The 20,892-nt window shown below is 68.0% G+C and carries 20 protein-coding genes; 9 read left to right on the forward strand and 11 right to left on the reverse strand.

The annotated features are described in order from the left end of the window. Positions 1-54 precede the first annotated feature (54 nt). The gene (locus G6N31_RS06635) at positions 55-1,428 is read right to left on the reverse strand and encodes an IS30 family transposase (RefSeq protein ID WP_163722078.1); all 1,374 of its coding nucleotides are present in this window, start codon (positions 1,426-1,428) and stop codon (positions 55-57) included. Between the two features lie 207 nt (positions 1,429-1,635). Between G6N31_RS06635 and G6N31_RS06640 the strand changes: the two genes are divergently transcribed. The 3 genes from G6N31_RS06640 (at position 1,636) to G6N31_RS06650 (ending at position 4,163) form a co-directional block, all read left to right on the forward strand. After that, positions 1,636-2,100, forward strand: coding sequence for a hypothetical protein (locus G6N31_RS06640; protein ID WP_098004980.1), 465 nt, complete (start codon positions 1,636-1,638; stop codon positions 2,098-2,100). 84 nt (positions 2,101-2,184) lie between these two features. Further along, the gene (locus tag G6N31_RS06645; RefSeq protein ID WP_098004979.1) at positions 2,185-3,084 is read left to right on the forward strand and encodes a metal-dependent hydrolase; all 900 of its coding nucleotides are present in this window, start codon (positions 2,185-2,187) and stop codon (positions 3,082-3,084) included. Positions 3,085-3,122: 38 nt separating this feature from the next. Then, positions 3,123-4,163: a PDR/VanB family oxidoreductase gene (locus tag G6N31_RS06650; RefSeq protein ID WP_098004986.1), complete on the forward strand. Its 1,041-nt coding sequence runs from the start codon at positions 3,123-3,125 to the stop codon at positions 4,161-4,163. 5 nt (positions 4,164-4,168) lie between these two features. On the opposite strand, the gene G6N31_RS06655 is transcribed toward G6N31_RS06650, so the two are convergent. The 3 genes from G6N31_RS06655 to G6N31_RS06665 all read right to left on the reverse strand — a co-directional run bounded on the left by G6N31_RS06655 (position 4,169) and on the right by G6N31_RS06665 (position 6,134). Continuing rightward, positions 4,169-4,639 carry an NUDIX hydrolase gene (locus G6N31_RS06655; RefSeq protein ID WP_098004985.1) on the reverse strand — a complete coding sequence of 157 codons (471 nt, stop codon included), beginning with the start codon at positions 4,637-4,639 and terminating at the stop codon, positions 4,169-4,171. A 28-nt stretch (positions 4,640-4,667) separates the two neighbouring features. Then, positions 4,668-5,243: a hypothetical protein gene (locus tag G6N31_RS06660; protein WP_098004978.1), complete on the reverse strand. Its 576-nt coding sequence runs from the start codon at positions 5,241-5,243 to the stop codon at positions 4,668-4,670. Positions 5,244-5,309: 66 nt separating this feature from the next. Next, positions 5,310-6,134 carry a nuclear transport factor 2 family protein gene (locus tag G6N31_RS06665; RefSeq protein ID WP_234815431.1) on the reverse strand — a complete coding sequence of 275 codons (825 nt, stop codon included), beginning with the start codon at positions 6,132-6,134 and terminating at the stop codon, positions 5,310-5,312. Between the two features lie 91 nt (positions 6,135-6,225). Between G6N31_RS06665 and G6N31_RS06670 the strand changes: the two genes are divergently transcribed. Further along, entirely contained in the window at positions 6,226-6,651 is a 426-nt protein-coding gene (locus G6N31_RS06670) for an Rv0313 family protein (protein ID WP_098004976.1), read from the forward strand. A 6-nt stretch (positions 6,652-6,657) separates the two neighbouring features. Here G6N31_RS06670 and G6N31_RS06675 read toward each other — a convergent pair whose 3' ends face one another. Then, on the reverse strand, positions 6,658-7,842 hold the full coding sequence (locus tag G6N31_RS06675; RefSeq protein ID WP_098004975.1) for a cytochrome P450: 1,185 nt from the start codon (positions 7,840-7,842) through the stop codon (positions 6,658-6,660). Between the two features lie 260 nt (positions 7,843-8,102). Between G6N31_RS06675 and G6N31_RS06680 the strand changes: the two genes are divergently transcribed. From G6N31_RS06680 to G6N31_RS06690, 3 genes are read left to right on the forward strand one after another with little or no spacing between them, the layout of a single operon-like run. Next, positions 8,103-8,531: an MmpS family transport accessory protein gene (locus G6N31_RS06680; protein ID WP_098004984.1), complete on the forward strand. Its 429-nt coding sequence runs from the start codon at positions 8,103-8,105 to the stop codon at positions 8,529-8,531. Further along, entirely contained in the window at positions 8,528-11,434 is a 2,907-nt protein-coding gene (locus tag G6N31_RS06685) for an MMPL/RND family transporter (RefSeq protein ID WP_098004974.1), read from the forward strand. Before G6N31_RS06680 ends, G6N31_RS06685 begins: the two co-directional genes overlap by 4 nt. After that, on the forward strand, positions 11,431-11,781 hold the full coding sequence (locus G6N31_RS06690; protein ID WP_098004973.1) for a DUF732 domain-containing protein: 351 nt from the start codon (positions 11,431-11,433) through the stop codon (positions 11,779-11,781). The genes G6N31_RS06685 and G6N31_RS06690 overlap by 4 nt, the downstream gene beginning before the upstream one ends. 60 nt (positions 11,782-11,841) lie before the next feature. Here G6N31_RS06690 and G6N31_RS06695 read toward each other — a convergent pair whose 3' ends face one another. Beyond that, the gene (locus G6N31_RS06695; protein WP_098004972.1) at positions 11,842-12,312 is read right to left on the reverse strand and encodes a DUF5078 domain-containing protein; all 471 of its coding nucleotides are present in this window, start codon (positions 12,310-12,312) and stop codon (positions 11,842-11,844) included. Between the two features lie 91 nt (positions 12,313-12,403). Beyond that, positions 12,404-12,679 (reverse strand): hypothetical protein, encoded by a 276-nt coding sequence (locus G6N31_RS06700; RefSeq protein ID WP_098004971.1) that lies wholly within the window; start codon positions 12,677-12,679, stop codon positions 12,404-12,406. A 178-nt stretch (positions 12,680-12,857) separates the two neighbouring features. Here G6N31_RS06700 and G6N31_RS06705 point away from each other — a divergent pair, with 178 nt between their 5' ends. Further along, entirely contained in the window at positions 12,858-14,144 is a 1,287-nt protein-coding gene (locus G6N31_RS06705) for a spinster family MFS transporter (RefSeq protein WP_098004983.1), read from the forward strand. Here G6N31_RS06705 and G6N31_RS06710 read toward each other — a convergent pair. Together G6N31_RS06710 and G6N31_RS06715 are read right to left on the reverse strand one after the other, a co-directional pair. Next, positions 14,141-15,274, reverse strand: coding sequence for an acyl-CoA dehydrogenase family protein (locus tag G6N31_RS06710; protein WP_098004970.1), 1,134 nt, complete (start codon positions 15,272-15,274; stop codon positions 14,141-14,143). The genes G6N31_RS06705 and G6N31_RS06710 overlap by 4 nt on opposite strands. 78 nt (positions 15,275-15,352) lie before the next feature. After that, positions 15,353-16,171, reverse strand: a complete 819-nt coding sequence (locus G6N31_RS06715) for a hypothetical protein (protein ID WP_098004969.1) — start codon at positions 16,169-16,171, stop codon at positions 15,353-15,355. A 127-nt stretch (positions 16,172-16,298) separates the two neighbouring features. On the opposite strand from G6N31_RS06715, the gene eat reads away from it, so the two are divergent. Then, positions 16,299-17,738 carry an ethanolamine permease gene (gene eat / locus G6N31_RS06720; RefSeq protein ID WP_098004968.1) on the forward strand — a complete coding sequence of 480 codons (1,440 nt, stop codon included), beginning with the start codon at positions 16,299-16,301 and terminating at the stop codon, positions 17,736-17,738. Between the two features lie 2 nt (positions 17,739-17,740). On the opposite strand, the gene G6N31_RS06725 is transcribed toward eat, so the two are convergent. Together G6N31_RS06725 and G6N31_RS06730 are read right to left on the reverse strand one after the other, a co-directional pair. Beyond that, the gene (locus G6N31_RS06725) at positions 17,741-18,391 is read right to left on the reverse strand and encodes a sensor domain-containing protein (RefSeq protein ID WP_098004967.1); all 651 of its coding nucleotides are present in this window, start codon (positions 18,389-18,391) and stop codon (positions 17,741-17,743) included. Next, positions 18,388-20,796: a Tex family protein gene (locus G6N31_RS06730; RefSeq protein WP_098004966.1), complete on the reverse strand. Its 2,409-nt coding sequence runs from the start codon at positions 20,794-20,796 to the stop codon at positions 18,388-18,390. The genes G6N31_RS06725 and G6N31_RS06730 overlap by 4 nt, the downstream gene beginning before the upstream one ends. Between the last annotated feature and the right edge of the window lie 96 nt (positions 20,797-20,892).

The raw sequence follows: 20,892 nt of genomic DNA on the forward strand, positions 1-20,892 counted from the left end.
TCGAACCAATCTCTCGCCGAGCGTGAATCCTGGGCGGAAAATCGGCCCTTGGATTCAAGCGGTCGTTGCAACAAATGTGGACGGGTCTGAGAGTAGCCGGTTAAGTTCCTCGGCGGGGGTGCGCCAGTTGTGGCGTTTGCGGGGTCGGGCGTTGAGTTCGGCGGCGACCTCGTCTAGCCAGCCGGGGCCGTAAAAGGACAGGTCGGTGCCTTTGGGAAAGTACTGCCGCAAGAGTCCGTTGGTGTTTTCGTTGGTGCCGCGCTGCCAGGGGCTGTGCGGGTCGCAGAAGTAGATCGGCAGGCCGGTGGCTTCGGTGATCTTGGTGTGCAATGCCATCTCGCTGCCTTGGTCCCAGGTCAGTGAGCGGCGCAGGATTTCGGGGATTTCGGGGATCTTGGCCGACATGGCCTCGGCCAGGGTGGCTGCGGTGCGATCGGCGGGCAGATGCAGCAGCACCACGAACCCGGTGGTGCGTTCGACCATGGTGCCGATCGCTGAGCCCGAGGCGGTACTGCCCAGGATCAGATCGCCTTCCCAATGACCCGGGATCGCGCGGTCGTCAGCTTCAGCAGGTCGCTGGCTGATGTTGACCATGCCCTTGAGCTTTCCGGTGCCAGTAGGGGTGCGGCCCTGTGGTTTTCGTTGAGTGCGGCCGGTGCGTAGCGCGGTCTTGACCAGCCGGGCAAGCTCCCCGCGAGGCTGGACATACATGGACTGATAAATCGTTTCGTGCGACACCCACATCTCCGGGTCGTCGGGGAACTCTTCGCGCAGCCGGCCCGCGATCTGCTCGGGGCTGTGCCGATGCTTCAAGCGTTGCACAACCTGGTCGAGCAGGACGGGGTTGGTGTCGAGTTTGCGTGGCTTGGGACGTTTGGCGTGGGCCTCAACGCTGCCCTGCCCGACGCGCGCCCGGTATCCCGAGGCGGTCTGCCCGCGACGGGTCTCACGACTGATCGTGGACCGATGTCGCCCCAGCAATGCTGCGGCCCGAGCCGGTGAATGCCCCGTCTCCAGCAGTTCTTCTAACCGACAGCGTTCAAGAAACGACATCGGCCCTGCCGGTGATGACGCGGTGTCGAGATCGCTAACCACAGCAAGAGGTGTTCTGGGCACGTAACCAGCCTGTTGGACCCACCGCAGGGCCGTGTGCTCCGACACGCCGGCGAACACCGCGGCCTGCGTCGGCGAGGACCCCGACCGCAACGCGGTCCAAAACGCGTCCCGAGCCTCTTGCGAATACCGTGTGCCGTAATGCTTCTTAGTGGTCTGATAACCGGCGTCTCTGGCCCATTTGCGACCCGTGGCACCAGCCACCCCGGCCACTGTCGCCGCCGCCGTCGGCGACACCCCCGACCTCAACGTTGCGAAGAACACCTCGCGGACAGACTCTGGCACTTGTTTGCAGCCATGCATCCGAAACCCCATCGAGCAACAACCCTCCATAAGCTCAGGTGTTGCAGCGACCACTTGAGATCAAGGCCCGAATCCCGCCGTGAATTCACGCTCGGCGCGCGGCGCTGGCGCTGCGCGCTGACGGTCGGCATGTAACGCTGGAGCCGGCTGCAGCGGTTTCACATCCGACACCGCTGCGATATGTTCGCACCGCATCAGCACCGAGCGAGGAGATCAGTCGTGAGAAAGATCGTCGTGTTCAGCGGCGGACTCGTCGCCGCGGGCACCGTGGCCCTGTTCGGAGCGGGTGTCGCGATCTCCCAGCCGTCCGATTCCCACCCGCACAACGTGCTGGGCGAACAGTACGGCCGGGCGCTGGCGATCCTGAAGAGCCAAGGGGTCAAGGCGTACTTCGGCGGTTCCACCGGCAGCGTGCTGCCGCAGTCGGCGTGCCTGGTCAGCCAACAGAAGATCACCGGCCAGGGCCGCATGCAACTGATGCTGGACTGCACGCAGGAGGCCGCCGATCAGATCAAGGCCATGGGCCCGACCGGCGGTCCGCGCGTCGGCGCCAACGGCGTCACCACGGTGACCCCGACGCCTATGGTGCCGATCCCGGGCGCACCCGGTGCCGGAACGCCGGTGGCGCCCGGTGTGGCCGGAAACGTCGCGCCGATCATCGCCAACACCTCGCCGCGCCCCTGACACGAATATCCATGACCGGCGTTCCCACTAACTGACCCGTTCGTCGTAGACTCGCAATACAGTCACGACGAACAGGAGCCGTTGATGTTGCGACCGCACCGTTGCGACCGTGAGATCGACCCCGGCCCGGTGCAGATCCAGGCCCGGCGGGTGCACTTCGACGTCGCCGATATCCCACTGCACTGGATTCCCGGACATCCTGTGGCTTCCCACGTGGTGAGCATGCTCAACGTCGTATTGCCGGCCGGCGAGCGCTGGTTCGTGCAGACGTTCAACGAGGCCCTGCCGTTCATCGAGGATCCGAAGCTGGCCGACGACGTACGTGGGTTCATCGGCCAGGAGGCCACCCACGCCGACGTGCACGAGCGGATCCTGCACGAGTACATGGAGGTCCACGGGGTGGATGCCGCCCCGTTGCTGGCCCAGATCGAGCACATCTTCAGCGGCGCCCTCGCCCCGTCGGACACCCCGGATCCGCGTCGCCGGATGAACCATCTGCGCGAGCGGCTGTGGCTGATCGCCGCGATCGAGCACTACACCGCGGTCATGGGCGACTTCGCGCTCAATTGCGCCTGGGACGACCACCACGCCGACCCGACGCTGGTCGACCTGTTCCGCTGGCACGGCAGCGAGGAGGTCGAGCACCGCAGCGTCGCCCACGACGTGGCCACCTACTTCGACGACAGCTACCTCAGCCGCATCCGCGCGATGAGCGTCGCGGCGACGATGCTGTTCGTGTTCTTCCAGCGCGGCGCGTGGTACCTGGTCAGGACCGACCCGAACGTCGACGCGAACTGGTGGACGTTCAACCGGATGCGGATGCGCGACTCGAAGCTCGGCCTGCTGCCCCGTTACCGGCAGCTGTTCGGGACCAGCACGCTGGCCTACTTCCGGCCGCGGTATTCCCCGGCCGACGTGGGCTCCACCGCTCAGGCCGTGGCCTATCTGGCGGCCTCCCCCGCGGCCCGCGCCGCGCACCTGTGACGGCGCGTTCGCAGGAGCGCCCCCGGACCCGCAGCATCATGGTCCGGGTGGCCGGGGTCGCGATCGGCGGAATGCTCTCGGCCGCTTCGGCTTTGCGACGGCCCCGTCCGCCCGGCGGCGCACCGCACGGGCTGATCGCGCTGACGGTCACGCGACGGCGCATCGTGGCCCGCGACCAGGATGTGGTCGAACTGACGCTCACGGCCACCGATGGGAGCGCTCTGCCGGAGTGGTATCCCGGCGCCCACATCGACCTGCACCTGCCCAGCGGCCGGATCCGTCAGTATTCGCTGTGCGGGGACCCTCGATCCCGCGACGGCTACCGAATCGCGGTGCGGCGCATCCCCGATGGCGGTGGCGGTTCGGTTGAAGTGCACGATCTGCCGCTCGGGACGCAGGTCCACACGCACGGCCCGCGCAACGCGTTCCCGCTGACGGTCCCGGGCTTCGGCTCGCCGACGCGGCGGTTGCGGTTCATCGCCGGTGGCATCGGCATCACTCCGATCCTGCCGATGCTGCAGCGCGCGCAGCAGTTGGGCATCGACTGGTCGATGATCTATGCCGGGCGTTCGGCGGACAGCCTGCCGTTTCTCGACGAGGTCGGCGCGTTCGGTGACGCGGTTGTCGTGCGCACCGACGACCGGAACGGGACGCCCGGCGCGGCGGAACTGCTCGGCGACTGCGCCGCCGGCACCGCGGTCTACGCGTGCGGACCGGCGCCGATGTTGACCGCCCTGCGAGCCGCATTGGCCGGTCGCGACGACGTCGAGTTGCACTTCGAGCGGTTCGCCGCGGCTCCGGTCGTCGACGGGCACCCGTTCGACGTCACCGTGGCCTCCAGCGGCCAGACGGTCGCCGTCGGCGCCGACGAGACGCTGCTGGCAGCACTGCGCAGAAATGCAGTGGCAGCACCTTATTCGTGCCAGCAGGGGTTCTGCGGGACGTGCCGAACCCAGGTACTGGCCGGGGAGGTCGACCACCGGGACACCCTGCTGTCGGAGCCGGAACGCGCGGCGCGGCAGATGCTGACGTGCGTATCGCGGGCAGCCCGCGGTTCGGCGCTGACCCTGGACTTGTAGAGGCGCTATTCGTCGACGTCGAGCGCGGCGAGCAACCGGTCCAGCAGTGGCCGCTGCCCCTTGAGCAGCTTGACCCTCGCGGCGGCCAGGTCGTACCACTGCGCCCGGTCGATCTCCGGGAACTCGGTGAGTCGTCCCGAGCCGCGGGGCCATTCCAGGGTGAACGTGTTGCTGACGGTGCCGTCGAGATCGAGGTCACCGTGCACGGCGAAAGCGGTGGTCACCTTGCCGCTGGGTTGGCGGAGTTCCCCCAGATCGATTCGCGGGCCCGCCGGTGCCGGCTTGCCGAGCTCCTCTTCGAACTCCCGCTGCGCGACGGTCCACGGATCCTCCCCGATGTCGTACTCCCCCTTGGGAATCGACCATGCGCCATCGTCTTTGCGGGCCCAGAACGGGCCGCCGGGATGGCCGATCAGCACCTCGAGACGGCCCCCGGTGTCGCGGTACAACAACAGACCGGCGCTGAGCCTGGCCACCGTCACCCCCGCCGTTGCGCGTCGGCGTTCAGATCCCGGTCCACGTCTCGTCGAGCTGCTGGGCTACGTCGATGACCTTGGCCTGCTGCGATTCCGGGCTGTCGATCTCGCCGGCGACGTGCATGGCGATGAAGCGCTTGATCTCGGCGTCGACGCCACCGACGATGCGGACCACCTCGGCGCGCAGCGTCTTGGAGGTGACATGGATAGAGATGTCGGAGGCCCGGGGTTTCTCGACGTCGAGGATGAGCAGCAGCGGCTCGGCGGCCCGCGCGGTCGCCTTGAGCGCGATCTCGCCGAACACCATGAACTTCGGCTTGTCGATGCGCAGGTCGACCACCATGTCGATCTCCAGCGGGATCCGGATCGCGAAGGTGATCAGCTCACCGAGGTTGCGACTGACCCGCGGCGCCTGGATCCGCACTTTGGCCGTGACCTTGGCCAGCTTGCCGGGGCCCTGGGCGATCGGGCCCATCTCGAAGGCCTCCCCCGCGATCTCGGCAATCGCGCTGCCGACGCGTTCTTCGTTGACCGCGACCTCGAAGAACCGGCGGCCGAATTCCTCGTAGGACACGTAAGTCGCAGCGTCGGCGGAGTTAACCATGGTGGTGTCAGCTTTGCATGCCGTCCGCGCACAATGTGACAACCCCGCCGATCGGCGGCGTCGTGTTCAGGTCTGATCGGTGAACCAGCACAGCCGGGACAGGGCCGCGCGTTCCTGTCCCACCCGACCGCGCACCTGGCCGAACAGCACTCCGGCGGTTCCGTCGCGCTCGACCCGCGCAGCCACCGAACGACCGGAGGCGATCAGCTTGTCCCAGCGCGCCCCGGACATCTCGGCCGCCAGCTCCGACGTGGTGGCCGGACCGTCGTCACCTCGGGTCAGCGAGGTCGCCGCGGTGACGCGGCGCAAGCCGACCTCATCGCCGCTGCACGCCGCACCGAGAAAGCTCGCGAACAACTTCTTGCCGGCCGAGCCCAAGGTGAAGAACCCCCCGGCGAACCCGAGGCTGCCGATGAGCCCCTGATTGGTCAGCATGGTCCGCCCCAGCGCCGCCCCCGCCGGTAGCGCGGCCACCCCGCCGCGGACGAACTGGCCGACCATCGAGGGCAGTTCCCAGTACGCCGACAGCGCCGCGATCCGCAGCGCGCCGTTCTCCTCCCGCAGGTCGTAGCGGATGAACGTGGGCACTTGCATCGTCAGCGCGGACGACATCGCGATCTCGAGTGTCACGTCGCGCACCACCGTGGTGCCGCTGACGATGTCGTGGTGGGCGCGGAAGTCCACGGTCCGCGGGCCGATGAACGTGTCATAGAACCGGGCGATCGCGGTGCGGCCGCGGTGCGGCGTGGACCCGACCGGGTCTTCGACCCGCCCGTCGTCGGTGAACAGCCCGATCCAGCCGTCCCGGTCATGCGCATTGGCGGCCAGGAGCGACCGCTGTGCCGCGGTCAGCACGTCAGCCCGGGTGAACGCCATATCGTTGCCTACCACTTGACGCTGCAGCAGTCGACTCCCCTCGCCGGGGCGGGCACACTGGACGGTAACGCCGAGCGCGTCCGCCCGGCCGTCAGGAGGAACCACCATGAGCAGCAGCGGGCCGTTCGGCTTCGACCCCGAGGACTTCGACCGTGTCGTGCGCGAAGCCGGCGAAGGGCTGCGCGAGGTGCTCGACGGCCTCGGCAGATTCATGTCGACTTCCGAACGCTCGGGCTGGTCGGCGCTGTTCGGCGAGTTCACCCGGCCGTCCGGTCGGCATGCCGAGCCGCCGACCACCGGTGACACCGGTGACGGCGTGTGGGCCATCTACACCGTCGACGACGCCGGCGGCGCGCACATCGAGCAGGTGTACCCCACCGAGCTGGACGCGCTACGCGCCAACAAGAACAACACCGACCCCAAGCGCCGGGTGCGCTTTCTGCCCTACGGCATCGCGGTCAGCGTGCTCGACGCGACAGGCAGCCACGATGCCGACCGGGACGCATCCGACCACGACGACGCCTCCGGCTGAGAGCGGTCAGTTCACCAGCATCCGCAGGTGCTCCCAGCCGCGGACGGTGGAGGTGGGCGCCAGCCGCGCGGTCGCGTAATCGATGTCCCACTCGGGCCACCGGTTGAGGAGCTCGTCGAGTGCGACGCGCCCCTCCATTCGGGCCAGGTTCGCGCCGAAGCAGTAATGCAGACCCTTACCGAAGGTGAGGTGGCTGATGTTGTCGCGGTGGAGGTCGAAGGTGTCCGGGTCGCGGTAGCGGCGCTCGTCGCGGTTGGCCGCGCCGAACAGCAGCAGCATGGCGCTGCCGGCCGGCACCGTCATGCCGTAGGCCTGGAAGTCCCGGGCCATCCAGCGGGCGACGTGCGGACCGGTCGGTTCGAAGCGCAGCGTCTCGTCGACCGCGCGCAGCAGTAGGGACCGGTCCTCGGCGATCTCGCGCCGCTGCTCCGGATGCTCGGCGAGCACTTTGGCCAGCCAGCCGATCAGCCTGCCCGTGGTCTCGTTTCCGGCCCCGGCCACCACCTGGGTGTAGTGCAGCACTTCCTTGCGGGTGAGCTTGCGGTGCACGCCCTGCTCGTCGGTGAACTCGACGTTGAGCAGGGCCGTCATCAGGTCATCGGACGGGTTGGCCGACCGCCATTCCACGTAGTCGGCGTAGATGCGGCCGTCGGCGATACGGTCGGCGTCGGCGACCTTCATCGGCGCGCCGGGCTTGGTGCGCAGGTTGGCATCATTGGCGTCGCGTACCGACACCTGTTCGGACTCGGGAATGCCCAGCAGCATCCCGATCACCCGCATCGGCATCATCGCGGCCAACTCGGCGATGATGTCGAATCCTCCGGATCCGACGAGCGGGTCCAGGCAGGCGATGCAGTACTGCCGGATCTGGTCCTCGATCTCGGCCATCCGGCGCGGCGTGAACACCCGCGCCATCAACCCCCGCAACATGGTGTGCGCCGGCGGATCCTCGAACATCATCACGCCCTTGGGCATGTCGAACTCGGACTTGACCAGTTCGAGGATGTCGCTGCGGCTGTTGGAGAACGTCTCCCAATCCGACAGAGCCTTCTCGACGTCGGAGTGCCGCGACAGCGCCCAGAAGTCGTAGCGTTTGTTGTAGTACAGGGGCGCCTCGTCCCGCAGGGCGGCATATGTCGGGTACGGGTCGGTCGTAATTCCGACCTCATAGGGGTCGTAGTACACCGTCATCGAGTGCACGCTCCTCAACGGCCGCGGTTGGGCGACCGCACAGCATTCCGGGTTCGGTATGTGTAGCAGCGCGGTTCGACGCCGGTCAAGGGTTGCATGGTGATCTGGACCGCAGTCGCCGTCCTCACGTTGGCAGCAACACAATGACTTGAGCTAATCTGGCGCCGAGTGAGAAGTTATACCGGCTAAGTTACGATCGTCCGAACAATCGATACGACGCGTGAAGGTGGGATGCGGGGCATGTGCCGGGATCTGACGTCATGATCGCCGTCCTGAAAAAGACGTGGCTCCCGCTGCTGATCGTGGTCGTCGTGGTGATCGCCGGACTCACAGTATCGCGCATCCGCACCTTCTTCGGTTCCGAGGGCATCATCGAGACACCCCGCAACTTCGCCGACCTTCCGGAGCCTTTCGACCCCAAGGTGGTGCGCTATGAGATCAGCGGCACCGGATCGTACGCCGACGTGAACTATCTCGACCTGGAGGCCAAGCCGCAACGTGTCGATGCGGTGGCGCTGCCGTGGTCGCTGACCCTGAGCACCACCGAGCCCTCGGCCGCGCCGAACATCGTCGCGCAGGGCGACGGCAGCACCATCACCTGCCGGATCTACGTCGATGACGAACTGAAGGACGAGCGCACCTCCACCGGCGTCAATGCCCAGACCTTCTGTCTGGTGAAGAACGCATGAGCACCTCCGTCAACGACGCCCCGACCGACGCCTTCCCGCCTGCCCGGCCCCCGCACCGCCCACTGATCCCGCGGTTGATCCGCACGTTCGCGGTGCCGATCGTGCTCATCTGGATCGGCGTGATCGCGTTCCTCAACGTCAGCGTGCCGCAGCTGGAAACCGTCGGGCAGATGCAGGCGGTGTCGATGAGCCCCGACGACGCGCCGTCGATGATCTCGATGAAGAAGGTCGGCGAGCTGTTCGAGGAGGGCGACTCCGACAGCTCGGTGATGGTCGTCTTCGAGGGCGAGGAACCGCTCGGCGACGAGGCACACGCCTGGTACGACGAATTGGTCGATCGGCTCGAGGCCGACACCGCGCATGTGCAGTCGGTGCAGGACTTCTGGAGCGATCCGCTCACCGCCGCCGGGTCGCAGAGCAACAACGGCAAGGCCGCCTACGTCCAGGTCAAACTGGTTGGTAACCAAGGTGAGGCGATCGCCAACGAATCCGTCGAGGCCGTTCAGGATCTCGTCGGCAGCCTGGAGCCACCGCCGGGCGTCAAGGCCTACGTCACCGGCCCCGCGGCGCTGGCCGCCGACCAGCACATCGCCGGCGACCGCAGTATGCGGCTGATCGAGGCCGCGACCTTCACCGTCATCATCGTCATGTTGCTGTTGGTCTACCGGTCGATCCTGACGGTGATCATCACGCTGTTCATGGTGGTGTTGTCGCTGTTGACCGCACGCGGGGTGGTGGCGTTCCTCGGCTACCACGAGATCATCGGACTCTCCACGTTCGCGACGAACCTGTTGGTGACGCTCGCGATCGCGGCCGCCACCGACTACGCGATCTTCCTCAACGGCCGCTACCAGGAAGCGCGCACACTGGGCGAGGACAAGGAGTCCGCGTTCTACACGATGTTTCACGGCACCGCCCACGTCGTGCTGGGCTCGGGCCTGACCATCGCCGGCGCGACCTTCTGCCTCAGCTTCACCCGCCTGCCGTACTTCCAGACGATGGGTGTGCCGCTTGCCATCGGCATGTTCGTCGTCGTGATGGCGGGCGTGGTGCTGATGGTCGCGATCATCAGCATCGTCACCCGCTTCGGCAAGCTGCTGGAACCCAAGCGCGCGATGCGGATTCGGGGCTGGCGCAAGATCGGTGCGGCCGTGGTGCGTTGGCCCGGCCCGATCCTGGTCGCCACCATCGCCCTGTCCCTGGTGGGCCTGCTGACCCTGCCCGGCTACGAGACCAACTACAACGACCGCAACTACCTGCCGGCGGATCTGCCCGCCAACCAGGGATACGCGGTGGCCGACCGGAACTTCTCGCAGGCCCGGATGAACCCCGAGCTGCTGATGGTGGAGAGCGACCACGACCTGCGCAACTCCGCGGACTTCCTGGTGATCGACAAGATCGCCAAGGCGCTGTTCGATGTCGAGGGCATCGCCCGCGTCCAGGCGATCACCCGCCCCGACGGCAAGCCGATCAAACACACGTCGATTCCGTTCCAGATGAGCATGCAGGGCACCACCCAGCGGCTCAACGAGAAGTACATGCAGGACCGGATGGCCGACATGCTGGTGCAGGCCGACGAGATGGCCAACACCATCAAGACGATGGAGAAGATGTCGAACCTGACCGAGGAGATGGCCTCGATCACCCACGACATGGTGACCAAGATGGAAGGCATGGTCGGCAACATCGAGGACCTGCGCGACAGCATCGCCAACTTCGACGACTTCTTCCGGCCCATCCGCAACTACTTCTACTGGGAACCACACTGTTTCAACATCCCGGTCTGCTGGGCGATGCGGTCGGTGTTCGACACGCTCGACGGCATCAACCTGATGACCGACGACATCAAGGCACTGTTGCCTGACATGCAGCGGCTCGACGCGCTGATGCCGCAGATGGTCGCGCTGATGCCCGAGATGATCCAGACCATGAAGACCATGCGCACGATGATGCTGACGATGTATCAGTCGCAGAAGGGCATGCAGGATCAGATGGCGGCGATGTCGGAGAACGCCGACGCCATGGGTGAGGCCTTCGACGACTCGATGAACGACGACTCGTTCTACCTGCCGCCGGAGATCTTCGAGAACAAGGACTTCCAGCGCGGTCTCGAGCAGTTCCTGTCCCCCGACGGTCATGCGGTGCGCTTCATCATCAGCCACGAGGGGGATCCGCTGACCCCGGAGGGCATCGAGCGCATCGATGACATCAAGACCGCCGCCAAGGAAGCGATCAAAGGCACGCCGCTGGAAGGATCCAAGATCTACCTCGGCGGAACCGCAGCCGTGTACAAGGACATGCAGGACGGCAACAACTACGACCTCCTGATCGCCGGGATCGCGGCCATGGCACTGATCTTCATCATCATGCTGTTGCTCACCCGGGCCATCGTCGCCGCCGCGGTGATCGTCGGCACGGTCGTGCTGTCCCTGGGCGCGTCGTTCGGTCTGTCGGTGCTGTTCTGGCAGCACATCCTCGGACAGCCGCTGCACTGGATGGTGCTGGCGATGGCGGTGATCATCCTGCTGGCCGTCGGCGCCGACTACAACCTCCTTCTGGTATCCCGGCTCAAAGAGGAGATCCATGCCGGCATCGGCACCGGCATCATCCGGGCCATGGGCGGCAGTGGGTCGGTGGTAACCGCCGCCGGACTGGTCTTCGCGTTTACCATGATGTCGATGTCGGTCAGCGAGCTGACCGTGATCGGGCAGGTCGGTACCACGATCGGGCTGGGGCTGTTGTTCGACACCCTGGTGATCCGGGCGTTCATGACGCCGTCGATCGCCGCGCTGCTGGGCCCGTGGTTCTGGTGGCCGCAACGGGTCCGTACCCGGCCGGTGCCGTCGCCCTGGCCGAGACCCGGTGGGCTGCAATCGGATCCGTCAGAAGGAGTGAAAGCATGAGGCGTGCACTGATCGGTGCGGCGACGGTGGCGATGGGGTTGACCTTCGCCGCACCGGCGGCAGGGTTGATCTTCGCCGCACCGGCGGCGGCCGACCCGGACACCGCGTTCACCAACGAGCTCAACACCTACGGGATCTACGGGCAGAAGGACTACAACGCCTGGATCGGCAAGATCACCTGCAAGCGGATCGCCACCGGTGTGGACGCCGACGCGTTCGAGGCGGCCGAGTTCGTGCACAACCAGCTGCAGCGGGGCTCCACCACCGAGCAGGCGTGGAAGTTCTTGGCGGCCGGGCTGCGCACCTACTGTCCCGACAAGCTGCCGATCCTCGACCAGGCCCGGTAGGCCAACGAAGAAGAACCGCCCCGCGCACGATGCGCGGGGCGGATTTCGTTGGTGCAGAGACTATCTGGCGACCGGCCAGTCCCACACCGACATGTCGCCGCGTGGGTAGTTCATGCAGACGTCGGTGGCGTGGGCCACCACACCCTTGTTGTTGAAGAACAACTTCGCCCAGTTGCCCCACCGCGTGGCCACCTGTTCATAGAAGACGTTGGTGGCCGTGTTCTCCGAGTACTGGCGGCGACCCACGGGATCCAGCGAGAAGAACCAATGAATCCGGTCGAACGCGGCCTGCTGGACGTCTGCGGGCCGGTTGCTGCGGTCGATCATGTACCGCTCGAAGTAGATCGGGCTGGTGTCGCGGGCGGCGGCCATGTACTGCTCGACGTCGCACTGCGTGTGGATGATCCGGCGCGGAATCGGATAGTCGTCGGTGGAATCCGCCGTAGCCGGGCCGGCCAGCGTCAGGCTCACCGCCGTGGCACCGAGAATCCCCAGACCCGCGCGCGCGACGCGACCCATCAGTCCGGTCATCGTTACTCCTGCTCCGTGGTGCGGTTCGTTCCGCAGCGATTGTATAGCCTAGCTAGACATGTGGCGGACGTACGGTCCGCGGTCCATCCGATCAGCCGCCCCCGGTGACCGGATTCGACGTCAACGAGATCCAGCCGCCGTTGATCCACACGCCCCATCGTCCACCCCAGGCCGAGTTCCACACCACCGGTTGGCCGATCCACACCTCGGCCGGCTTCGGGGGAGCCCACGCCGGTGGCTGCTCGCCCAGCGCCGGCAGCGGCGGAGGCGCCGGTTGCGCGCTCACCGGCGCGCCGCCGACCAACAACATCCCGGCCGCCGCAGCGCCGGCGATGGCGGTGGACAGCGCGGTCTTGGTCAGGGTCATCAGCTCACCTTCGGTCGGTTCGGCGTCAGGTTGATTAGCATAGTTAACCACCCGGGGCGGGATGTGTACCGGGTTCCCGCCGCGCCCGGGCCCGACACGGCCGGATCGCCGTCCCCGCTCGCGCGGATCATGACATTCTGATGGCCGTCTGTAACGCGCTGTGGGCGAGGAGGTCCCGATGACGGCACCGTCACCCGTACTGACCGACGAGACCCACACCCCACGCCGGGCCTGGGCGGCGGTATCGGTGCTCGCCGTGGTGGGGACGTTGAACTACGCCGACCGGTTCCTGCCCGCGGTGCTCGCCGAACCGATCCGCCAGGATCTCGCGCTGTCGGACACCGCGATCGGGGTGATCAACGGTTTCGGCTTTCTCGCGGTGTACGCACTGATCGGCATCCCGATCGCCCGAATCTCCGACCGGGGCGCGTATGGCCTGGTGGTGTCCGGGTGCCTGTCGCTGTGGGGCGTGATGACGATGCTCGGCGGCGCGGTGCAGTCCGGTGTCCAGCTGGCGCTGACCCGGGTCGGCGTCGCCATCGGTGAGGCCGGGTCCACCCCCGCCGCCCACGCCTACGTGGCCCGCAACTTCCCTCCTGAGCGGCGCGCCGCCCCGTTGGCGGTCATCACGCTGGCGATCCCGCTGGCCAGCGCGGCCAGCCTGATCGGGGGCGGCCTGCTGGCCCAGGCGCTCGGCTGGCGGTCGGCGTTCGTCATCATGGGCGCCCTGTCCGTCGCATTCGTCCCGGTGGTGCTGGCGGTGGTCGGGCGCCGCCAGTCGCCGCGCGCCGAGGCCACGGTCGCGGTCGCGGTCGCCCCACCGGTATCCGGAAGCTGGTGGCAGATTCTGCGTAAACCCAGCTATCTGGCGATCGTGTCCGGAGCGGCGTGCATCTCGGTGGCCGGGTACGCGCTGACCACCTTCGCACCGGCTTTTCTGATGCGCGCCCGCGGCATGTCGCTCGGCGACGTCGGCCTCTATTACGGGCTGGCCACCGGTCTGACCGGCATCCTGGGGCTGCTGCTCGTCGGCCGCATCGCCGACCGGCTCTCGGCCCGCGACCCCCGCTGGTTGCTGTGGCTGGTGGCGGTGCTGACCGCGGCGCTGCTGCCGTTCTCCACGCTGGGCTTCCTGGTCGGTGGCAGCGCCGTCGCGGTGATCTTCATCGCGTTGAGCTATGTCGTCGGGACGGCTTACATGGCACCGTCGATCGCGGCGATCCAGCGGCTGGTGCCACCCGAACAGCGGGCGACCGCCTCGGCGGTGTTCCTGTTCTTCAGCGCGATCCTCGGCTCGGTCGGGCCACTGGTGACCGGCATGATCAGCGACGCGCTGCGGGACAGCCTGGGGGCCATGTCGCTGGGCCGCGCATTGCTGTGCGTGGTGCCGGTGATGCACCTGGCGGCCATCGGGTGCTACCTGCTGGCCAGTCGGCGCTTCCTCGACGAGGTCGCTGAAGGTTAGAGCCCGAACTGGTCCTCGACGATGCCCAGCCACACCTGCGCCGCGTCGATGGCGACCTTCTCGCTGATGAACGCGTGCTGGGTGCCGGTGTACAGATCCCGGAACGCGCGCTCGAGGCGGCTGCCCTCCCGGATCGCGCTGGTACCCGCCACCAGGTGGGCCCACTCGGCGCACTGCCGGGCGGTGTCGGTGGCGAACACCGCCGCCACCCGCATGTCGGCCCGCATCGTCGAGGTCAGCTCGGCACCGTCGGCGACCGCGGTCTCGGCCGTGCTGAACGCGTCGAGCACCAACAGGCGGGCCGCCCGCCACGCCGCGACGTGATGGGCCAGCCCCTTCTGGAAGGTCGGGCGGGTCGCCAGCGCCGCCATGTCGCTCATCCGGTACTTGGTGGCCGCGAGCTCGCTGACGTCATCGAGCATGCTCTTGGCCACGCCCAGCGCCCACGCCGCGTGCCCGGCGGCGGTCACCGGCATCATGCCCATCCGGGTGGCCGCCGAACTGCCGCGGTGCGGGTCGCGGGTGAACAACGCGAAGGTCCGGCGGTGGGGAACGAACACGTCCTCGATGCGGTAGTCGTAGGAGCCGGTGCCCTTCAGGCCCTGCACGTGCCAGCCGTCGGTGAAGGTGACCTCGCCGCGGGGCACGACCGCAACCTGCATGTCGGGCACCCCTTCACTGACCCACCGCATCTGCCCGTCGTCCATCGGGAAGAAGCCCGCCGCGACGTACTCGGAGTGGCCGGTTCCGGATCCGAAGCTCCAGGCGCCGGTCAGCCGGTAACCGCCCTCGACCGCGACGCCCTGGCCGTTGGGAAAGAACTGCCCGCCCATCGTGACGCGGTTGGCGTTGTCGGTGAACACCTCGGCGAAACCGTCGTCGGGCAGATAGCACGCGGCCGCGAACGAGGACGGCAGGTTGGCGATGCCGATCCAACCGAATGAGCCGTCCTGCCAGGCCATTTCGATCCAGGTCTCGATCATCTCGGCAAACGAGGGCTCGACGCCGCCCGCCGGGCCGGGGTTGAAGGCGGTCATCAATCCCGTCGACCACATCGCCTCGACGATCGGCGCCGTCAGCGTTCTGCCGCGCTCCGACGCGGCGGCCTCGGCAGCCACGAGTTCGCGCATGCGGCGGGCGTATTCGACGATGTCACGGGTCGGCGAAGCGACCTGGGGTGGGGCTGTCACCCCTCGACGGTAAGCGGTTCAGGGCAGTGCAGTGAACAAGTTCGACAGATCTGTCATCACTGTTCCGCTGTCCGACGCCGGGACCGGTTGCGGACCGGCCGGCAGGGCGGTCCCGGTGAGATGTTGCTCGCCAGTGACGGCAGAGTTCTGGAGCGCCGGTGTGGCGGTCGCACCAGCAGCCGGCGCGGCGGTCTTGGGCGCGGATGCCGAGTAGTAGACGGGCGCGGACGTCCGGGGTGGCGCCGCGGTGACGAATTTGCGGGTCTGGGTGGCGGTGGACGGAGACACCACCGGCACGATCCGCCACCCGGACTCGACCGCGGCGGGTCCCGCCGGCACCGCGGGGGCCGCGTGCGCGCTCTGCGCCGGCACCGATCCGGTGGTCAGGAACAACACCGACAGCACTGCCGCGGCGGCGGTACCGACCAGCGCCGCCATCACTCCGCGGCGGCGCGGGGCCGGCACCGGCGGCGTCGCGGCGTCGGGCCGGCTGACGGCCGCACCGGCGGCCGCCTGCAGCTGCGGCGCGCACCTCTGTCCCGCGGCCAGCGCCTCGTCGAAATCTACGACCTCGACGTGTCGGAATCCCAAGGCCCGCAGACGAACAACCAGATCGGCGGGCACACCGTCGCGCCCGGTGATCCGGACGGTGTCGATGGCCAGGCCATCGGAGGTCGCGACGACGTGGGCGCTGCGCGCCGAGGCGACGACGACGTCCGCGCCGCCGTCGGTGACCTGACGAGCGTCATGGTCGACCACAGCCGGGTGCTCCTCGTCGGTGATGATCACCCACACCACCTCGTCGGAGGTCAGCGACAGCCCCATCACGACGCCCACGGGCAAGTCCTTCCGTCGTCCGAGCAGTGTGTGCGGTTAATCGGGTATAGGTGACAAGCCGTTACACGGCGCCGATCCCCGTCGTTCCGTAATGTGCAGCTCACACCGTCGAACGGAGTCGTATGTCATGAGTACCGACCGTCGCACCGACCATAAGGCCCACAGCTTCGAAGCGCATCGCGAGACGCCCGACTATCTGGAGAAGCGTCAGCTCAAAAGCGGTAGTGCGGGTTGGGTTCTGCTGGCTTCCCTCGGCATCGGCTACGTCATCTCGGGTGATTACTCCGGATGGAACTTCGGTTTGGCCGAAGGTGGTTTCGGCGGTTTGGCGATCGCCGCGGCGGTGATCGCCTGCATGTACCTGGCTCTGGTGCTCGGGATGGCCGAGCTCTCCTCGGCCCTGCCCGCGGCCGGCGGCGGCTACACGTTCGCGAGGCGGGCCCTGGGGCCGTGGGGCGGCTTCGCCACCGGGACCGCCATTCTGATCGAGTATGCGATCGCCCCGGCGGCGATCGCCACGTTCATCGGCGCCTACGTCGAATCGCTGAATCTGTTCGGCATCCAGGACGGCTGGTGGGTGTACCTCGCCGCGTACGTCATCTTCGTCGGCATCCATCTGGCCGGCGTCGGCGAAGCGCTGAAGGTCATGTTCGTGATCACCGCGATCGCCCTGGTCGGTCTGGTCATCTTCGCCATCGCCGCGGCCGGCCAGTTCGATTCGGCCAACCTGACCGACATCCCGGTGACCGACGCGGCCGGCGCCTCGTCGCTGCTGCCGTTCGGCCTGCTCGGCGTGTGGGCGGCGCTACCGTTCGCGATCTGGTTCTTCCTGGCCGTCGAGGGCGTGCCATTGGCCGCCGAGGAAGCCGAGGACCCGAAACGCAACGTCCCCCGCGGCATCATCGCGGCGATCGCGGTGCTGCTGGTCACCTGCGTGACCGTCCTGGTGTTGACCACCGGGGCCGGCGGCGCCGCGGCGATGTCGGAGTCGGGCAATCCGTTGGTCGAAGCGCTCGGCAGCAGCACCTGGGCCACGGTGGTCAATTACATCGGACTGGCCGGTCTGGTCGCGAGCTTCTTCTCGATCATCTACGCCTACTCGCGGCAGTTGTTCGCGCTCTCCCGCGCCGGTTACCTGCCGACGGTGCTGTCGGTGACCAACCGCCGTAAGGCACCGACGCTGGCGCTCATCATCCCCGGACTGATCGGCTTCGCGTTGTCGCTGACGGGCCAGGGTGCCCTGCTGCTCAACATGGCGGTGTTCGGCGCGGCGCTGAGTTACGTGCTGATGATGGTCAGCCACATCGTGCTGCGCGTGCGGGCCCCGGAGATGCCGCGTCCGTACCGGACCCCGGGCGGCGTGGTCACCACCGGCTTCGCGTTGGTGATCGCGGTGCTGGCGGTGATCGCGACGTTCCTGGTCGACCACATCGCCGCCCTGTGCTGTCTGGTCGTGTTCGCGGCGTTCATGGCGTACTTCGGCATCTACAGCCGCCACCATCTGGTGGCCAACTCCCCCGACGAGGAGTTCGCGGCGCTGGCCGCTGCCGAGGAGGATCTGCGCTAGCGCTAGGCGGTGGTGTTGGCCAGGGCTTCGATGCGCGCACGGGCGTCGGCGGCCAGTGACGCGGTGTCCAATCCACCGCCGGCGCCGCAGGTGGTGATCTCGACGGCGGCGTTGTGGGCGGCGACGAACACGTTGTCGCAGTTCCAGTCGGACGCTCGAAGAGACCACCGCACACTGTCCTCGGAATCCTGGGCCGGCTCCGGTGCGGCGGTGAAGACATACGTGCGGCCCCGCATCGTGGTGACCGACAGCGGGGTGTCCCGGCACGAAGCGATGGTCTCGCGCGCGCTCTGCAGCGCTGCCGGACCGTCGAAGTCGAACCGGTACACCGCGGCCATCTCCTCGACATAGACCGCGCTGTCGTCGGAGGTCCAGTGGCCGCCGTCGGTGGCCATCGGGCGCCCGGCGCGCAGGAAGGGTGGCTCCACCTCCCGGGCCAGCCCGCTGCAGCGCTCGGGGTCGACGGATACGAACAGATTGCCTTCGCCCTCAGCGACTTTCGGGCTGAGCAGGTCGGCGACCTGCAGCGTGGAGATCGGTGCGGCCAACGTCTCCGGACGCGGCTGCGGATTGTCGACCGTGCGGGTGCAGGCGACCAGCGCGACCGCCCCGACCACTACCGCGACCGGGAGGCGGTGCGCCGCCGCGGTCACCGCCCGAAGCCCGCCTCGCGCAACGCCTGGGCCATCGCGCCGCCGGGCCGCCCGGACTCCCGGCGGCGACTGTCGTTGCCTTTCTGCCGGTTCGGCTGGGCGGAGCGCTGCTCCTTGGGGCGGCGCCGATCCGCGCCGCCGCTCCCCCGGTTGGCTCGGTCGGGGCGGACGTCATCGCCCAGGCGCAGGCTCAACCCGATGCGTTGCCGCTCGACATCGACGTCGACCACCTTGACCCGAACCACCTGCCCGGACCGGACCACCTCGTGCGGGTCGGAGACGAACCGGTCCGACATGGCCGATACGTGGACCAGGCCGTCCTGGTGCACGCCGACGTCGACGAACGCGCCGAACGCGGCCACATTGGTGACCACACCCTCGAGCACCATGCCCACCTTCAGATCGGCCACCTTCTCGACACCGTCGGCGAAGGTGGCGGTGGTGAACGCCGGACGCGGGTCGCGTCCGGGCTTTTCCAGCTCCGCCAGGATATCGGTGACGGTGGGGACACCGAACCGTTCGTCGGCCAGTTCGCCGGGCTTCAGTCCCCGCAGCAGACGCTGGTTGCCGATGATCTCGGCCAGCGTGACCCCGGCCCGGTCGAGGATCCGGCGAACCACCGGATACGACTCGGGGTGCACGCCGGAACCGTCGAGCGGGTCCTCGCCGTCGCGGATTCGCAGGAAGCCGGCGCACTGCTCGAAAGCCTTGGGCCCCAGACGCGGAACATCGAGCAGTGCGGCCCGACTGGTGAATCTGCCGGCCTCGTCCCGGTGCGCGACGATGGCCTCGGCCAGCGACTCACTGATCCCCGAGACCCGGGCCAGCAGCGGCACCGATGCGGTGTTGAGGTCGACGCCGACAGCATGCACGGCGTCCTCGACGACCGCGCCGAGGCTGCGCGCCAGGATCGCCGGCGCCACGTCGTGCTGGTACTGGCCCACCCCGATCGACTTCGGCTCGATCTTGACCAGCTCGGCCAGCGGGTCCTGCAGCCGGCGCGCGATCGACACCGCACCGCGCAGCGTGACGTCGAGAGCGCCCAGCTCGTGCGCGGCGTAGGCCGACGCGGAGTACACCGACGCGCCGGCCTCGCTGACCATCGCCTTGGTCGGTGCCGTTCCCCCGGCCGCCCCTATGTCGGCGACCAGTTCGGCGGCCAGCGCGTCGGTTTCCCGTGACGCGGTGCCGTTGCCGACGGCGATCAGTTCGACGCCGTGGCGGGCGACCAGCGCGGCCAGCACCGCCTTGGCGGCGTCCCACTGCTTCTGCGGCGGGTGCGGGTAGATGGTCGCGGTCTCGACGACCTTGCCGGTGCCGTCGACCACGGCGACCTTGACCCCGGTCCGGAAGCCCGGGTCCAGGCCCAGCGTGGCACGGTTGCCCGCAGGCGGCGCGAGCAGCAGATCTTTGAGGTTGCGGGCGAACACGGTGACGGCGTCCTGCTCGGCGCGCATCTTCAGCCGCACCCGTGCGTCCACCGACGCCGACACCGACAGCCGCGTGCGCCACGCGAATCCGACGGTGGCTGCCAGCCACGGCGTGGCCGCCGCCCCTGCGGCCAGGTCGACGCCCAGCGCCTCGGCGATCATCACCTCATACGGTCCGTCCTCGCCCGGGTCCACGGTCAGCGCGAGGACCTGCTCTTTCTCGCCGCGTAACACCGCCAGCACCCGGTGCGACGGCATCTGGGCCAGCGACTCGGAGAAGTCGAAGTAGTCGCGGAACTTCTGTGCTGCGGGGCTGGTGGCCGCGGTGTCGCCGGACGGACGCGCACGCACCGAACCCTGCTCCCACAACCGTTCTCGCAGCGCGCCGACCAGCTCGGCGTCCTCAGCCGCCCGCTCGACCAGGATGTGGCGGGCACCGTCGAGAGCGGCCGCGGTGTCGGCGACCCCGGCGGCGACGAATGCCGCCGCCGCGCTCTCGGGGAGCACCGCCGGATCCGCGAGCAGTCGCTCGGCCAGCGGCTCGAGCCCGGCCTCCTTGGCGATCTGGGCCTTGGTCCGGCGTTTCGGCTTGAACGGAAGGTAGATGTCCTCGACCCGGGCCTTGGTCTCGGCGGCAGCCAACGCGGCGGTCAGTTCGTCGGTCAGTTTTCCCTGTTCGGCGATCGAGGCCAACACCGCGGCGCGGCGGTCGTCGAGTTCGCGCAGATAGCCCAGCCGTTCTTCGAGCCGGCGCAGTTGGCCGTCGTCGAGGCTGCCGGTGACCTCTTTGCGGTACCGGGCGATGAACGGCACGGTGGCACCATCGTCGAGCAGCCGCACCGCGGCCGCGACCTGCCGCTCAGCCACCCCCAGTTCCTCAGCGAGACGGGTGTTTACGCTCTTCACGGCGGCGGGGGCTGGACCCTGCACAGTGCTCGAATTCACGCGCAGGACCCTACCGAATCCGACCGACATCCCAGGGTCGGGACACGATCGCCGCGGGGGCACGACATTCATCTCCGGGTTTATCGCCGGACGCAGAGGGTACGGGCACGTTCGCCCGCAAACCAC

Source organism: Mycolicibacterium duvalii, from assembly GCF_010726645.1.
Classification (GTDB): domain Bacteria; phylum Actinomycetota; class Actinomycetes; order Mycobacteriales; family Mycobacteriaceae; genus Mycobacterium; species Mycobacterium duvalii.